18 protein-coding genes are annotated in these 15,871 nt (G+C 47.5%); 10 read left to right on the top strand and 8 right to left on the bottom strand.

Translation table 11 applies throughout. The features are described from left to right. Nucleotide 1: 1 nt before the first annotated feature. The gene (locus B5M13_RS28645; RefSeq protein ID WP_080058917.1) at nucleotides 2–1,534 is read left to right on the top strand and encodes a M28 family peptidase; all 1,533 of its coding nucleotides are present in this window, start codon (nucleotides 2–4) and stop codon (nucleotides 1,532–1,534) included. Nucleotides 1,535–1,656: 122 nt separating this feature from the next. Further along, nucleotides 1,657–1,887: a DUF4834 domain-containing protein gene (locus B5M13_RS28640; protein WP_080058916.1), complete on the top strand. Its 231-nt coding sequence runs from the start codon at nucleotides 1,657–1,659 to the stop codon at nucleotides 1,885–1,887. Between the two features lie 88 nt (nucleotides 1,888–1,975). Here B5M13_RS28640 and B5M13_RS28635 read toward each other — a convergent pair whose 3' ends face one another. Both B5M13_RS28635 and purN read right to left on the bottom strand, forming a co-directional pair. Next, nucleotides 1,976–2,404, bottom strand: a complete 429-nt coding sequence (locus B5M13_RS28635) for a hypothetical protein (RefSeq protein WP_080058915.1) — start codon at nucleotides 2,402–2,404, stop codon at nucleotides 1,976–1,978. Beyond that, nucleotides 2,401–2,982, bottom strand: coding sequence for a phosphoribosylglycinamide formyltransferase (purN, locus tag B5M13_RS28630; RefSeq protein WP_080060115.1), 582 nt, complete (start codon nucleotides 2,980–2,982; stop codon nucleotides 2,401–2,403). The genes B5M13_RS28635 and purN overlap by 4 nt, the downstream gene beginning before the upstream one ends. A gap of 124 nt (nucleotides 2,983–3,106) precedes the next feature. On the opposite strand from purN, the gene B5M13_RS28625 reads away from it, so the two are divergent. The 6 genes from B5M13_RS28625 (at nucleotide 3,107) to B5M13_RS28600 (ending at nucleotide 8,000) form a co-directional block, all read left to right on the top strand. Then, nucleotides 3,107–3,733 (top strand): ABC transporter ATP-binding protein, encoded by a 627-nt coding sequence (locus B5M13_RS28625; protein WP_080058914.1) that lies wholly within the window; start codon nucleotides 3,107–3,109, stop codon nucleotides 3,731–3,733. Nucleotides 3,734–3,763: 30 nt separating this feature from the next. Then, complete coding sequence (locus tag B5M13_RS28620; RefSeq protein ID WP_080058913.1) at nucleotides 3,764–4,465, top strand: peptidylprolyl isomerase; 702 nt, start codon at nucleotides 3,764–3,766, stop codon at nucleotides 4,463–4,465. Between the two features lie 76 nt (nucleotides 4,466–4,541). Continuing rightward, a complete protein-coding gene (locus tag B5M13_RS28615; RefSeq protein ID WP_080058912.1) occupies nucleotides 4,542–5,459 on the top strand; it encodes an SDR family oxidoreductase in 918 nt (305 codons plus the stop codon). A 5-nt stretch (nucleotides 5,460–5,464) separates the two neighbouring features. Then, entirely contained in the window at nucleotides 5,465–5,854 is a 390-nt protein-coding gene (locus B5M13_RS28610; protein ID WP_080058911.1) for a tautomerase family protein, read from the top strand. 3 nt (nucleotides 5,855–5,857) lie between these two features. After that, nucleotides 5,858–6,130 carry a DUF167 domain-containing protein gene (locus B5M13_RS28605; RefSeq protein ID WP_080058910.1) on the top strand — a complete coding sequence of 91 codons (273 nt, stop codon included), beginning with the start codon at nucleotides 5,858–5,860 and terminating at the stop codon, nucleotides 6,128–6,130. Between the two features lie 151 nt (nucleotides 6,131–6,281). Beyond that, nucleotides 6,282–8,000, top strand: coding sequence for an amidohydrolase (locus tag B5M13_RS28600; protein WP_080058909.1), 1,719 nt, complete (start codon nucleotides 6,282–6,284; stop codon nucleotides 7,998–8,000). Nucleotides 8,001–8,072: 72 nt separating this feature from the next. On the opposite strand, the gene rdgB is transcribed toward B5M13_RS28600, so the two are convergent. The 3 genes from rdgB to B5M13_RS28585 form a co-directional block, all read right to left on the bottom strand. Next, a complete protein-coding gene (rdgB, locus tag B5M13_RS28595; RefSeq protein WP_080058908.1) occupies nucleotides 8,073–8,654 on the bottom strand; it encodes an RdgB/HAM1 family non-canonical purine NTP pyrophosphatase in 582 nt (193 codons plus the stop codon). A gap of 64 nt (nucleotides 8,655–8,718) precedes the next feature. Beyond that, nucleotides 8,719–9,642 carry an FKBP-type peptidyl-prolyl cis-trans isomerase gene (locus tag B5M13_RS28590; RefSeq protein ID WP_080058907.1) on the bottom strand — a complete coding sequence of 308 codons (924 nt, stop codon included), beginning with the start codon at nucleotides 9,640–9,642 and terminating at the stop codon, nucleotides 8,719–8,721. Between the two features lie 95 nt (nucleotides 9,643–9,737). After that, the gene (locus B5M13_RS28585) at nucleotides 9,738–10,754 is read right to left on the bottom strand and encodes a DHH family phosphoesterase (protein WP_179950463.1); all 1,017 of its coding nucleotides are present in this window, start codon (nucleotides 10,752–10,754) and stop codon (nucleotides 9,738–9,740) included. A gap of 250 nt (nucleotides 10,755–11,004) precedes the next feature. Between B5M13_RS28585 and B5M13_RS28580 the strand changes: the two genes are divergently transcribed. After that, nucleotides 11,005–11,424, top strand: coding sequence for a nucleoside-diphosphate kinase (locus tag B5M13_RS28580; protein ID WP_020597064.1), 420 nt, complete (start codon nucleotides 11,005–11,007; stop codon nucleotides 11,422–11,424). Between the two features lie 72 nt (nucleotides 11,425–11,496). On the opposite strand, the gene nth is transcribed toward B5M13_RS28580, so the two are convergent. The 3 genes from nth to B5M13_RS28565 form a co-directional block, all read right to left on the bottom strand. After that, nucleotides 11,497–12,144, bottom strand: coding sequence for an endonuclease III (gene nth / locus B5M13_RS28575; RefSeq protein WP_080058905.1), 648 nt, complete (start codon nucleotides 12,142–12,144; stop codon nucleotides 11,497–11,499). Between the two features lie 128 nt (nucleotides 12,145–12,272). Next, complete coding sequence (locus tag B5M13_RS28570; protein WP_080058904.1) at nucleotides 12,273–12,524, bottom strand: hypothetical protein; 252 nt, start codon at nucleotides 12,522–12,524, stop codon at nucleotides 12,273–12,275. After that, a complete protein-coding gene (locus B5M13_RS28565) occupies nucleotides 12,499–13,098 on the bottom strand; it encodes an RNA polymerase sigma factor (RefSeq protein ID WP_020597067.1) in 600 nt (199 codons plus the stop codon). The genes B5M13_RS28570 and B5M13_RS28565 overlap by 26 nt, the downstream gene beginning before the upstream one ends. A gap of 591 nt (nucleotides 13,099–13,689) precedes the next feature. Between B5M13_RS28565 and B5M13_RS28560 the strand changes: the two genes are divergently transcribed. Beyond that, on the top strand, nucleotides 13,690–15,870 hold the full coding sequence (locus B5M13_RS28560) for a tetratricopeptide repeat protein (protein WP_170061209.1): 2,181 nt from the start codon (nucleotides 13,690–13,692) through the stop codon (nucleotides 15,868–15,870). Nucleotide 15,871: the final 1 nt, after the last annotated feature.

Below are 15,871 nucleotides of genomic sequence, written 5' to 3'. Positions count from 1 at the left end.
CATGCAAACAACTATCCGAGTAACGCTCTGGATGAGCCTACTGCTAACGGCATTGGGCGCTCATGCGCAAAGCCGACCTGCTAAAGGCGGAAAATTAACCCTTCCTGAAGCATTACTCTCTCGAACTGAAGTTGAGGTACATACGAGATTCCTGGCATCTGATGAACTGCAGGGCCGTCGGACGGGCGAGCCGGGCAACCGAACAGCCGCCCGATACATTGCCGAGCAGTTTCGTCTGCTGGGTCTGAAGCCTGCGGCCACGACCGATAATCAGCCGGACTTTCTTCAGCACATCAATCTTGAAAAAGCAAAAACGGCTACCTCTGCTACACTCCTGATCGGAAAAGATACCCTTCAACTTGGCAAGCAGTTGATTGTGATGTCGGGCGACCCAACCAATCTGTCGGGCGAGGTGATCTATGTCGGTTATGGCCTCACTGATGGCGAAGATGGCTATAAGGGTCGGGATGTAAAAGGTCGGATTGTGGTAGCGCAGGGTGGTTCGCCCGAAGCTAAAAGCCCTGGCGATATTATTCGGGCTGCTGCCGAAAAACGCAAAATGGCAACCCAAAAAGGCGCGGCTGCTCTGATTGAACTATACAGCGAAGCTACGCCCTGGGGGTTTGTGAGTCAGTATTTCAGCCGCGATCAGTTGACCATCGCCACCTCCGCCGATGGCAAAGCGCCCATAACCCATCTTTGGGTCAACAACGCCAACAACCAATACAAGCAGTTGAAAGAAGCGGGTCAAACCGTTACCTTGCGAACCTCCGGTCGCCCACACCTAACCACGTCCTCGGCTAATGTTGCCGGAATTATTGAAGGTACCGATCCAAAGCTGAAAAATGAATACGTTATTTTATCGGCTCATTTTGATCACATTGGGGTTGGAGCACAGGGCGGAAGTGCGTATCAGTCTACCGACAGTATCTTTAATGGGGCTCGTGACAATGCCATTGGCGCCGTAGCCTTGCTGGAATCGGCCAAAGCGTTGATGCAGCAGCGGCCCAAACGCTCCGTCTTGGTGTTAGCGCTGACGGGCGAAGAGGTTGGGTTTCTGGGTAGCCGCTATTATGCTGAGCATCCCTTAGTGCCGCTAAAACAAACCATCTTCGACCTGAATTCGGATGGAGCCGGTTATAATGATACCACCGTGGTATCCGTCATTGGCCTGGAACGGACTGGGGCAAAAGCCGAAATCGAAGCAGGCGCTAAAGCGTTTGGTCTTAGCATTTTTGCCGAACCCGCTCCCGAGCAGGGCTTATTCGACCGATCAGATAATGTTCAGTTTGCGGCAAAAGGTATCCCGGCCCCTACATTCTCAGCCGGTTTCAAGACGTTCGATGCCGCTATCGGCAAATACTATCATCAGGCCATTGATAACCCCGAATCGCTGGATTTTAAGTATGTTCTTCGCTTTTGTCAGGCCTATGCACACGCAGCCCGACTGATTGCGGACCGGCCTACGCGCCCCCAATGGTCGGCGGGCGATAAGTACGAAGTAGCCGGAAAAGCCTTGTACGGACAACAGTAGAGTTCTGCCAATCACGCTTTTATCAACGTAGCGGACCGAATAACCTGGATTGAAACCGTTTGACGGGCTCGAAAACTAAATGGCTAACCGCTACGTTTATAAGGTATTAACGACACCCTGATATGTTACTCAAATATCTCTTCATTATCACGCTGATTATTCTGTTCGTGCCTCCAGTACGCCGATTTGTTTTTTACCTTTTGGTTGGTCGTCAACTGGTTAAGGAGCAAAAGAGGCAGGGTGATGTTCGCGGAGCCCGTCGGGAAGGAGACATTCGCGTGGATAAGCGGCCGCAAGAAAACGGCTCCCGCTTTGAAGGGGGCGACTATGTTGACTATGAAGAGGTCAAATAAATTGTATTGTCTCATTCCAAACTAAAAGGTCTGCCAAACGAATAGCTGGCAGACCTTTTAGTTTGGAATGAGATATGTCCTAAGTCCGTTATTTGGCCGTGGTTTCCTCTTCTTTTTTATATTTCACGGCAAGCCCCGTCATAATGTATCCGTTATCGGTCATTGATGTGTAGTAGGTATATTTAACAGCCACTAATGCATCGGCACCAATATTCTTGGCCTGCATGGTCAGTCGAGCCAGCATCAGTTCTTTCTGTTGCATATCGTTCCCACGGCTCAGCATCCGTTTATTGCGTTCGTCCAATTGCCTGGCCGAGAGCTGTACTTCGCCTTTTACTTCCAGGTCCTGCAATGGGTCGAAGGGGCGGGCTGGTCGTTGATTGTCATAGAATACATCGACCGGATAATGCGTTTTGTTCTGAAGGTACAGGACCGGCCGGAAACAACTGCTCAGGAAGGCTAAAACAAGCAACGCTCCAATAAACCCAACGGCTTTATTTTTTGTAAAATTATTCATCGCATCAATACGTCTTCTACCACTTTTGGATAATGCAGGTGTTCTAATACCTGAACTTTTTGGGCTACGTCTTCGGGTGTATCGGTTGGTAAAACCGGGCAACTGGCCTGGAAAATAATCTGCCCTTCGTCGTAATGCTCGTTTACATAATGAATCGTAATCCCTGATTCGGTTTCGTTGGCTGCTACCACCGCTTCGTGGACAAAGTGGCCATACATGCCTTTCCCCCCAAATTTAGGTAATAACGCTGGGTGAATGTTAATAATTTTATTAGGGAATGCCTGTACCAATTTGCTGGGCATCAGCCACATAAAACCGGCTAGTACAATTAAATCGATGTGTTGATTCTGCAGCAGTTGAGTGATTCGGTCGGTATCGTAAAACGTTGCCCGGTCGAAGAGCAAAACTGGAATGTGCAGCCGTCTTCCGAATCCACGGCGGGCCCGATCAATAACCCCCGCTTTTGGGTTGTTGGAGGCAATCAACGAAATGTCAACGCTGGTATTATCAGCAAAATAGGCAGCGATTTTCTCGGCATTCGAGCCAGAGCCAGAAGCAAATAGAGCGATTCGTTTCAAATGAATAATATAGAATGGATAATAAATAATGCCTAACTGGGGAGTAAAATTATTCATTGTTCATTCTACATTCTACATTATTCTCGTTGCCTGCCTATTTTTGTGCGTATTAGCTTCTGTTTCTATGCTGGCGACCAACCAACTTTCGTTTGCGTATAACCCCACCAAGCAGTTCACATTTCCCGATGTGTACTGCGCCAATCGGGAAGCACTCCTGATTTTGGGTCGGTCAGGAACGGGTAAAACAACATTCCTGCACTTGCTGGCCTTGTTGCTGAAGCCCAAAAGTGGTTCGGTTACCATCGACGAAACAGACCTCACGAAATTGAGCGTGGCCGAAACTGCCGCTTTTCGGGCCAAACACGTGGGTATTGTTTTCCAGAAACCCCATTTTGTTAGTTCGCTCTCGGTGCTTGATAACCTGTTGCTGGCTAATTATTTAGCTGATAAACCGCAGGATAAAGCACGGGCAAAGGAACTGGCAGCCCAATTGGGATTCGGTGATCACCTGGACAAAAAAACGCATCAGCTAAGCCAGGGTGAGCAGCAACGGGTGAGTATAGCGCGGGCCGTTATGAATCAGCCGGGGGTTATTCTGGCCGATGAGCCAACGTCGAGCCTTGACGATGAAAATACAGAGCGTGTTGTGCAACTCCTGCGTGAGCAGTCGGAGCAGATAGGGGCCAGCCTCATTGTGGTTACCCACGACCAGCGTTTGAAAGATGCCTTTCAGAATCGCGTAGCTTTGTAACTATTTCTGGATTCTGATCGGCAACGAACCATGCGTATTTACCTCGCTCTCTTTTTATTGATGTCAACCACGCTTCTGGCCCAGAACCGGAAGAAAAAAGACTATCTGGTTACGCTGACAACAATCTACGGTCCCATGCGGCTCGTTCTGTACGATCAGACGCCAAAGCACAAGGAAAATTTTATCAAACTGGTCGATCAGAAATTTTACGACAGTCTGTTGTTCCATCGCATTATTCCTCTGTTCATGATTCAGGGGGGCGACCCAAACTCCCGTAAAGCAAAAGCTGGCGACCCTCTTGGAAGTGGTAGCATTGGCGAGCGGATACCGGCCGAGTTTGTGCCCACACTCTTCCATAAGAAAGGCGCCTTAGCGGCTGCTCGCGATAATAACCCCGAAAAAGCGTCGAGTGCCTGCCAGTTTTACATTGTACAAGGCCGCGTTTGGGATGATGCCGCGCTGCAAAAGCAGGTCGAACGAATCCAGGCTATGAAAGGGCATGTACCGACCGATGAGCAGAAACAGGTATACAAAACCATTGGGGGGGCACCGCATCTGGATGGCAACTACACCGTTTTTGGCGAGGTAATTGATGGGCTGGCTATTGTGGACAGCATTGCCAAACAACCCCGCGACGAAATGGACCGGCCCGTTAAAGACGTTCGCATGACCATGACGGGCGATTGGGTCAAGAAAAAGAAGATTACAAAACAATATCATTATCAGTATTAGGAGTGAGGAGTATTGGGAGATAAATAAATACGCGTCAGCAACTTCTACTACTTACTCCTATTACTGAGCTACTCTTATGAAACGCATTCTTATTACTGGAGCCAATGGCCTGTTGGGACAAAAACTGGTCGACCTGTTGACCAAACAGCCCAATATTGAATTAGTAGCAACCGCTCGTGGCGATAATCGATTGCCTTATGCAGATGGATATACGTACCGATCAATGGATATTACGGATCGGCAGCAGGTATTGGATACAATTGGCGAGGTAAAACCCGATGTAGTTATCCACGGGGCTGCTATGACCGATGTGGATAAATGCGAAGTACAGAAAGATGCGTGCTGGGCGCAGAATGTCCATGCGGTTGAATACATTGTTGAAGCCTGTCAGGCTACCAATGCCTTTCTGGTGCATGTGTCTACAGATTTCATTTTCGATGGTACAGCAGGCCCTTACGATGAAACTGCCGAGGCCAATCCCATCAGTTTTTATGGCTGGAGCAAACAGGCTGGCGAATCGGTCGTTAAACATGCGAACCGGGCCGACGTTCCCTTGCGCTGGGCTATTGCCCGTACGGTACTCGTGTATGGCATTGCACACGATATGAGTCGTAGCAACATCATTTTATGGGTCAAGAAATCGCTGGAAGAGGGTAAGAATATTAAAGTCGTCACCGACCAGTGGCGGAGCCCAACCCTGGCCGAAGATCTGGCTATGGGTTGCTACCTGATTGCTGATAAAGAAGCTGAAGGCATTTTCAATATATCGGGGAAAGAAGTTTTGACCCCATATGATATGGCGATTAAAACCGCCGATTATTTTGGTCTCGATAAGTCACTGATTGCGCAGGCCGATGCATCCACATTCACGCAGGTAGCGCGTCGGCCACCACGTACCGGATTTATTCTGGATAAAGCCAGAACCGTACTGGGTTACGATCCGCGCAGTTTTGAAGAAGGCATTGCTGTACTGGCCAGTCAGCTTAAGCCATAGAAAGTATGAGTCAGGTAAAGATTTATGGGGTGCGCGAACACCTGCTACCCATTCGGGAGGTGCTTTCCAGTTCCATTCATGCGTGCGTGGTCGAAGCACTCCAGTTTCCGGAAAATAAACGAGCGCACCGCTTTTTCTATCTTGACAAGGAGGATTTCTTTCGACCGGCTACCGCATCCGACCGGTATATCATTCTGGAGTTTCTGATGATCGAAGGCCGTACGGTCGATACGAAGAAAAAACTGATTCATTTGCTCTACGAGCGTGTTTGTACTCAGCTAAATCTACCCGTTACCGACCTTGAAATCTGTATTCTGGAAAGTCCGGCGCATAACTGGGGATTCCGGGGCATGACGGGCGATGAAATTACGCTGAATTATAAAGTCAACGTTTGATTTATGCCTGTTACGCTGCATCTGAAAGTAAAGCCCGGAAGTAAAGTAGACCAGCTATTGTATGATGCTGCCGGGATGCTTAACGCCAAGATTAAGGCCCCAGCGCAGGATGGGAAAGCCAATGCGTATCTGACTGAATTTTTGGCTAAGCAAATCGGTGTTGCCAAGTCCAATGTGACGATTGTGGCTGGTTTTACCAATCCGCACAAACGGATCGAGCTGTCTATTGACCAAGATACATACGACCGCTTTCTGACCAGGCTAAAGACAGAATAGATAAGTCTTGCGTCGGTTCAGGTACCATGCCATTCAAAGACAACTCATATTGGGTTGTCTTTTTTGTTGTTAATTATTCATTGCTTTATCATTTAGCCGTATCTTTAGCTAGTCAACTGCCCAATCATCATTATAAAATTTGGTAATACCAATGAGAAACTGTACAAATCTTTTATTGTTCCTCTTGCTCGTGCCAACGCTTCTAATAGCGCAGGCAAAGAAAGGAGCTAAATCCGTCGACAAACTTGACAAATTGAAACAGGAAGCTGTTGCGGCTGTGGAAGCCAATTCGGCACTGGCGCAACAAATCAACGATATGCTCTTCAGTTTTGCCGAGCTGGGTTTTCAGGAGGAAGAATCGTTCGAGTACTTAACCGGCCTGCTGAAAAACGAAGGTTTTACTGTAAAAACTGGTATATCCGGTATTCCAACGGCTTGGGTGGCTACCTGGGGATCAGGTAAACCACTCATCGCAATCGGTTCCGATATCGACTGTATTCCAAAGGCTAGCCAGAAGCCGGGTGTAGCCTATAAAGATCCAATTGTGGAAGGCGCTCCTGGTCATGGCGAAGGGCACAACTCCGGTCAGGCGTTGAATATTGTAGCTGTACTGGCCGTGAAGAAGCTGATGGAGCGCGAGAAAATTCCCGGTACGCTAATGCTTTGGCCGGGTGTGGCCGAAGAACTCGTCGGCACAAAGGCTTTCTACGTTCGGGACGGCTATTTCAAAGATGTTGACGCCTGCATTTTTACCCACGTAGGCAATAATCTCGGCGTTTCCTGGGGTGATAATGGCAATAACGGGCTGGTGTCGGTAAAGTTCAGTTTTGAAGGGCAGGCTGCTCACGCAGCTGGTGCACCCTGGCGTGGCCGGAGTGCACTGGATGCGGTTGAACTGATGAACGTAGGCTGGAATTTCCGCCGTGAACACCTGGAGCTTACCCAACGCTCACACTATGTCATTTCAGACGGGGGCGATCAGCCTAACGTTGTTCCTTCAAAAGCGTCGGTCTGGTATTATTTTCGGGAACGAACGTATCCGAAGATCAAAAAACTGTTCGAAACGGGTGTCAAAATTGCCGAGGGGGCTGCGCTGATGACCGATACGAAATTCAGCTACGAAATTTTAGGCTCGGCCTGGCCAGTGCATACCAATAAGGCGATGGCCATTGCAGCTTACGAGAATATCAAAAAGGTGGGCCTACCCACCTGGACTGAGGAAGATCAACTCCTGGCTCGCGCTTCGCAACTGGAGCTTCAGGCGCCTAAAATGAGTGGACTGGCTACCAAACTCGATTCCATGAGTCTGCCAACTTCGTCGGCTCCTGTGGTGATGATGGGTGGTCAGGCCATGACGTCTATGGGTGGTGGTTCCGACGATATTGCTGATATTTCGTGGTCGCTGCCGACGATTGTATTACGCTATCCAAGTAATATTCCCGGATTACCAGGCCACCACTGGGCGAATGCCATTTCGATGGCGACACCAATTGCCCATAAGGGGGTTGTCTACGGTGCCAAAGCGGAAGCCATGACGTTGCTTGATCTACTGATGAAGCCCGAGTTGATTAAAGATGCCTGGGCTTACTATCGGGATGAGCAGACTAAAGATATTAAATATGAGTCTCTGATTTCGTCGAAGGAAAAACCTGCGATCTACCTGAATAAGAAGATCATGGACGAGTTCAAACCGAAGCTCTCGACGTTTTATTACGATCCAACAAAGTATAAAACCTATCTGGAGCAACTTGGCATCAAATACCCAACCGTTCGCGACGATCAGCGTGAAGCTGTGAAAAAACAATTGGAGAAAGATAAAGCTGAAAAATCGACACCAGCCGCCAAGGTTTCGTCTTCGCGGTCGGAGTAGGAACGGAACAATAGGATACGTTATGACATCCCGAAAGCACAGCGCTTTCGGGATGTCACGTTTAGCCGGGTATTACTTCCCTTTTTGTTTTTCCAGGTAGGCTATCATTTTTGCCAAAGCTTGGGAGCGGTGGCTCATCCCGTTCTTCTCTTCTATCCGCATTTCGGCAAACGTTTGGTCATGGCCATCCGGCAGGAATAGGGGGTCATAGCCAAATCCGCCTTCGCCACGAGGCTCAGTTAGTATCTGGCCTTCGATAACGCCCTCAAACTGATGCTCAACACCTTGCAGAATTAGGGTAAATACCGTGATAAACCGGGCTTTCCGATTGCTGTTTCCAGCAAGGTTTGTGAGTAACTTTTCTATATTCTTACCAGCATCCCGACTACCTGAATAATAGGCCGAATCGACACCTGGCTCGCCATTGAGGGCATCTACTTCCAGACCCGAATCATCGGCAAAGCACGATAGGCCGAAATGCGTCCAGACGTATTCGGCTTTCTGGCGTGAGTTGCCGGCTATTGTTCCCGTCGTTTCGGGTAACTCGTCGGTACAGCCAATATCACGTAGGGTTTTCAGGGTAAACGAGTTACCGAGTTGACCTGCCACTTCGTCGAGTTTATGTTGATTGTTGGTAGCAAAGCATAGTTCCATCATCAACAAAAAAAGCCGTTTACAGCTATAACTGCAAACGGCTTTCGGAATAAATGAGACTATCTTACCGACTGGGCTGTGGCATACCAGGCTGCATTGCTGGCTGTTGACCTTTCTGAATGTCCAACAGTTCAATGTCGAACAACAGCACTGAGTTAGCTGGAATCTTCGGATTGGCACGTGAGCCATAGGCCAGTGTCGAAGGGATAATCAGGGTTGCTTTTTCACCTTTGTGCATTTTCATAACCCCCTCTTCCCAGCCTGGAATAACCTGCCCTACACCAATCGGGAATTGAACGGGTTCACCGCTGGCTTGTGGATTAAGGCTTTTCTCGGAACTGTCGAAGATAGTGCCGTTCAATAGTTTGCCCGTGTAACGAACTTTAACAATTTCACCGGCTTTAGGGGCGGGGCCACTTGAAGGCTGGGTTACGATGTAATAAACTCCCGACTGAGTTTTCTGACCTTTTCCGGCTAAACCGTTTTTAGCCACATAGCTATCAATGACTTTGGCATCAATCCCTTTTTGCTTATCAAAATCGGCAGCCTGCTGTTTCTTATATTCGTCTTCAGTCTGAATATTCAGGACTTTTACGGCTATGCCAATATCACTACCTTTTTGAACGCCTGGCGGCAGGGGCTGCATGGCCCGGGTGAAAAGCGAGTCGGCACTCACATAGAATGTGGCACTGTCGCCTTTGCCCAGCATAGCCAACCCTTCTTCATAAGATCCTTTGAAAGGTGGAACCTGGAGCAACATCTGGAAAGGAGCCCCTTCTTTGTGCGTATCGCGCAGAACTGAATCTTTGTTGTTCATCAGGGTGAGGTGTAGCGTCAGAATGTCGCCAACTTTACCCTTACGAGTGCCTTCTGATTGTTCGTGAATTTGGTACTTCAGGCCGTTGTCCGTTACCTGAACGCGGTTTTTACCGCAAGCCGCTACCACAGCGACGATCAGGGCGGCTTTCCCGAAATTTTTGAGAGACATGAGAGATTGTTAGTTGTTTATTTAAGATTGCTTCAGGTTCAAGGTTTCAGGCTTCTGACTCTCGGAGGCTAATCAAAAGTTGAAATCCATAAAAATTAAACAGTTTCCAGCAGTGATTGCTGATACAAAGGAATTATAGATAAAAGTTTTTTCTCCGTTTCGGCCATTGATAATTTAGAACGACCACCGGCGGCATTCCGATGCCCTCCACCATCAAAATGTGTACTAGCCAGATCTCTGACCGAAAAATCGCCAATTGAGCGGAACGACAATCGAATTTCATCGACCCGATCTATGAGAATAGCCGCCATTACGACCCCTTCCACAGCTAGTGCATAATTGACCATGCCTTCTGTATCGCCGGTTTTTGATCGATAGCGCTTCAACTCCGCATCGGTCAGTGTGATGTAGGCAAACTTATACTCAGGCAACACTTTCAGCTTTTCGTTCAAGACATACCCGAGCATCCGAAACTTATCGAGTGATACATTGTCGAAAATGCGTCGATGAATACTACTTACATCAATCCCCAGATCGACCAGTTCAGCCGCCATGCGATGCACATTGCCCGTTGTATTGGAATGGCGGAATGAGCCGGTGTCGGTCATTAATCCCGAATACAGACATTCGGCTATGGGGACATCAATCAAGGCTTTGTCGCCCAGTTGTACAATCAGCCGAAAAATGAGTTCGGCCGTCGCAGCCGCCTTAGGGTCCCAGAGGGCTAAATCGGCAAACGATTCAGGTTCAAGGTGATGGTCAATCAGTACTTTTCGGGCACGTGCCTGTCGTATCAGCGGGGCTAGCTCACGAATACGATCGAGGCTGGAAAAATCGAGGCAGAAAATGACGGTACTTTCTTCAACGAGTCGACTGACTGAAACCCGGACTTTTTCATCAAATGGAATGACGCCATCATTGCCCGGCATCCAATGAAGGCTTTGTGGATAATCTGTCGGCGTCACAACCGTAACCCGATGACCTTTCTTCCGAAGATAGCCCGCCAAACCCAACGACGACCCCATAGCATCGGCATCAGGATTCTGGTGAGTTGTAATCAGCACGGTCTGAGGATGTTCGAGCAATGTGCCGATTGCTTCAATGTCTTGCATACCTAAACGGCCCTGGCCGTAATCAAAACCCAAAAATAAGAAATAATACGATTGGCGGTTGATCGTTTGCCATATCTGACAAGTAAGGCCTTAATTATCAGATATTTATTTTGGTAATTAAGCCTGCATAAGGCATCGATAACCGTTAAATAGTTGTAATGAACTGTAGTGTTTTTAAGAATAGCGTGGCATTTCAGATGGAAGTGTCTACCTTTGCAGCCAAATAAAATTTGGAGATTAACATCCCATAATGGCAACGAATCGCACTTTCACCATGATTAAGCCCGATGCTGTAGAGGCAGGGCATTCTGGAGCAATTATCAAACTGATTGAGGAAGCGGGTTTCCGTATCGTCGCAATTAAAAAGACACTGCTAACGAGTGAGCGCGCTGGCCAGTTCTACGCTGTTCACCGCGAGCGTCCTTTTTATAATGATCTGCGGGCTTACATGTCGTCGGGTCCTATTATTCCAATGATTCTGGAAAAAGAGAACGCCGTTGCTGACTTCCGTAAACTTATTGGCGCAACCAATCCAGCCAACGCTGAAGAAGGAACCATCCGAAAGCTATATGCTAAATCGATGGAGGCCAACGCTATTCATGGTTCGGATTCTGACGAAAATGCTGAAATCGAAAGCAATTTCTTCTTCGCTGGAACCGAGCAGTACTAGTTGCAATTAATTAGGAGTTAGGAGTGAGAAGGCTGGCGCGTATTTTTTTTGTTGCGTTCGCCATTCGCACTCCTAACTCCTAATTACTTTTTCATAATACTTACAAAAATCTTTCAGTTCGCAAACCTCACACTTGGGCGTACGGGCCAGGCAGATATATCGTCCGTGTAGAATGAGCCAGTGATGCGCTTTGGGTACATGCTGTTTTGGGATATGTGCCATTAGCGCTTTTTCGACGGCCAAGGGCGTAGTTGCTGTAAGCGGTGCTAAACCCAGTCGATGCGACACCCGGAAAACGTGCGTGTCTACCGCCATAGTTGGTTCGTTATACACCACTGATAAAATCACATGGGCCGTTTTACGACCCACTCCCGGCAGGGTTTGCAACTCTTCCAAGGTAGCCGGAATCTCCCCCCCGAACCGTTCCATCAGCGCCTTAGCCATGCCGACCAGATGCTTTGCCTTATTGTTTGGATAGGACACACTTCGGATGTAGGAAAATACTTCATCGACCGATGCCGCTGCCAAAGATTCTACTTCAGGAAAACGAGCAAATAAAGCAGGTGTAATCTGATTGATTCGTTTGTCGGTACATTGCGCCGACAGGATTACGGCTACCAGCAACTCGTAAGGATTGGAGAAATTAAGCTCAGTCTTAGGCTCGGGGTAATGCAGGGCAAAATAATCCAGGAAACGCCGGAACCGTTCTTTCTTTAACATAATACGTACTTATTCACCCAATGAGCAGGCATAAACAAGCATAGCCGGAAGCTATCCTGTTGGTTAGAGCTACACAACAAGCTAGCTTTCGGCTACGCAGCTTTTAACTGCGCCCGTAAACTGCCCAATTACGAATGGCGTAATTGGGCGGTTGGGTTTAATGGATGGTTTTGGGAATAATCCAGAATAGTCTGAACGGTGTCAGGCCTGGGCTGGCGTTCGATCTTGTTCATCAAAGCTCTCAACTCGAGAGCTTCGAGGAAGAACGTCATCAACTCCGGTTCCGACATCAGAGCGTCTTCAATGAGCAGATTTTCCTCGGCTGAGGTCTCCTCATAGACATACCGGATCACATCATCTTGAGTAAAGGTTTTTATCATAACTCGGCGAACGTTTGCTCAGTTGTTTGCGCAGATTGATCAGCGCATAACGCATACGTCCCAATGCCGTGTTAATACTGACGCCGGTTGCATCGGCAATCTCCTGGAAACTCATTTCCTCGTAGTGCCGCATGATGAGCACCTGGCGTTGTTGTTCGGGCAATCGCTGAATCAACTCGCGCAAATGCTCGTGTGTTTCCTGGCGAATCTGCATGGATTCAACAGAATCTTCTGCAAACTCAAGCGTGTTAAACACACTGCTTCCGTCTTCAAACACCACACTGGGGTAGCGTTTATCTTTTCGGAAATAGTCAATGGCCAAGTTGTGAGCAATTCGAATAATCCAGGGTAGAAATTTGCCCTCCTCGTTGTATCTACCTGATTTGAGTGTGTCCACGGCCTTGATGAACGTGTCCTGCATCAAATCTTCTGCTATATACTGATCTTTTACAATCAGATAAATAGTGGTGTAAATCTTCGATTTGTGCCGTTGCACTAGTTTGGCAAAGGCTTTTTCATTACCACGGATATACAGGGAAATCAACTCACTGTCGTTTACCTGGGCTTTTTCCATTTTCAGTAAGACAATTAGGTAACGTAGAGTTGTGTTCCGATAGTGTACGAAGGGGTTATGTTTTTTAAAATATTTCCGTGATCCAGCCTTGAAGATACTAAGATTTTATGCTTAAATCCAAATAAATCTTACAAAAAATCTGCCAAAAGGGATCATTTCTCCGAAAACTTCTATTTCTCGCCAGAAAAAATACCGCGAGTTCTAATTTTGACCAAATATAGCTTATTCGGAGAAATAATTGTACTTACGTTTGACTTCGTATGTATAGATTCAATTTTAATACCAGACGTTTAAAAGGTCTTAAAAATTTTCGATACAACATTAACAAAAACTTTCAAGTCGGCGATTAACAGTAGGTAAAATTGTTAGCTAATGTACTGACAATAGCTACTGAGGGGCGTTGAGGCAAACATGCACCGGGAAACTGAACTGAGTAGTACTGGTCAAATAGTAATTCTAGGTTACTTATGGTTACCCTACACCTATACGTTGTTTGAAATTGCGCGTATCTATAGTCAATAGCTTGATTTACTGTACTAAATTATTACTTTCGTACTTGTATCAGCTTTATGTTGAGATCAGTAAGCATCTATGAGATCAGTTTGGATTGGAATGGCCATACTTAGCTGGTGTATCACCTGCTTGGCTCAACCGTTTCCAAAATTGCCGGAACTGAACTTCGACCGGCGGAGTGATGCTGCTTACATGGATAGTCTGCTGACTCTGGGCCGACTGCATCGGCAGATGGCAGCTCGCCTGCCGAAAGGCCGTATTAACGATACGGTACGTCTGGAGGGCTTGCGATATATGGCACTGGTATTTAAGCAGATGCGTGGGGCCCAGCGCGATAGTAGCTATATCTATGCCAGGCAATTAGAGGAACAAGCTCTGCTGCTTCATAATAACCTGTATGCTGTTCGGGCCATGATGCTGCAAGAGTATCACCTCCGGATCGTAAAAGGCGATTATCCACTGGCCCTTCAAATCAACCAGCGCGCATCTGAATTATGTAGTAAACTACCGCGTGAAAGCTCTCCACGCTGGCAGGTGCAGATGAACATGGGTGATATTTATATGTTGCTCAAAGAATACGATAAGGCTTTAAGCAGTTATCAGCTTTCACAAACCCTGCTGGGTTATAATACCTCGGTACCACTAAGAAACCGGAAATTACTCACTAGTCAGGCGATAACGCAGATTGGTGAGATTTACGAAATTCGGGGACAGTACGAGCAGGCGCGTCAGCAATATGAATTGAGCCGACAAATTGCACTGGATACCCATTCGCAGATCAATGCAGCGTATGCTGGTGAACGACTTGGCGATTTCTATATCAGTCGGCAACAACCCGAACAAGCTATTCATGTCTTTGAAGAAGCTTTAGCTGTCTGGACACAGTTGAAAGACATTCCCGGACAAGCTGCGGTATGGGCCCGACTTTCCGAATGTTATACCTTAATCAAACAGCCTAAACTGGCCATTGAGTTTGGGGAAAAAGCGGTGGTTGTAGCACGGAATGCGGGCTATACCCGAATCCGGCAAATGGCTACGCAATCTTTGTATCGGGCTTACCGTCAGGCAAATCAACCGGTACAGGCGTTAAACATGTACGAAGAGTTCAGTCTGCTACGCGATAGCCTGACAAACCTTAAACGTATAGAGGAATTGTCGACCGTTCAGAAAAAGTATGACGTTAATCAGGTACGGATTGCTGCCGAAAAAGAACGGTTTATACAGCAGCAACAATTACTGAATGTCCGTAGGCAGGCTGAGCTGGATCGGGTACGGGCTGAATCGGAGCGAGAGCAGCTTGAAAGCGAAACCCGGATGAACCACCTAAAGCAATGGGTTGAAACAGAACGCCTACGTGCCGAATCGCAGAAGAGTAGGCTGGAGCAACGAGCCCATATTGATAAGCTCAGTCACGATATTGAGCAGGCTAACCTGATGCGAGTCATCCTGGTTGGTGGGCTGACTATGCTGTTGGGTTTTGTTATTTTATACTACCGGAAAAATCGCCTGATTAATCGCCAGAAGCAGGAGATCGAAGCGTTGAATCATGATCTGGAAGACAAAGTACTGGCCAGAACGGTTGAACTGAAACTGGCTAATGATCAGCTACGGGCTAAAAACCGGGAGATTGAAGAAGCGTTACTGCGTGGACAGACACTTGAACGGAAGCGTATGGCTGCTGATTTACATGATAGTCTGGGCGGTTTACTGGCCGCTATTAAAACCAGCCTGTCGGCCCTGAATCCAGCCAAAATGTCGGATCGGGAGCAGCAGATCTACCTCAATCTTCTGAATATGAGCAAGGAGGCTTTTGCGGAAATTCGCTATTTATCGCATAACCTCCAACCCGACGAATTGGAGAAGCAAGGTCTTTCGCAGGCGTTGACCCGGTTGGTAACCAAGCTTAATCTGACGCAAAAAATTACCTTCCGATTAGAAGCTACTGAGTTGCCTCGCCTGGATAAAACAGCCGAATTTAACCTCTATTCGATCTGTATTGAATTGTGTAGTAATATACTTCGCCACTCTGAAGCATCCGAAGCCGATATTTTGTTTCGGCGGTTCAACAATGAGTTGAATATGATTGTGAAAGATAATGGCTGTGGAATGAACCCTGCCGATGCTACAGGCATGGGGCTACACAATATTCAGGCCCGAATGGATTTGATCAAGGGTCGTTACGAAATTCACTCTGGGCCAAAAGAGGGAACAACCTTCATTTTTATTCTGCCTGTATCGACCAACCTGACAACGGCTTAGT

Source organism: Spirosoma aerolatum (genome assembly GCF_002056795.1).
Lineage (GTDB): Bacteria > Bacteroidota > Bacteroidia > Cytophagales > Spirosomataceae > Spirosoma > Spirosoma aerolatum.
The sequence above is the reverse complement of the archived record's forward strand: the minus strand, read 5'-3'. Positions and strand labels throughout refer to the sequence as shown.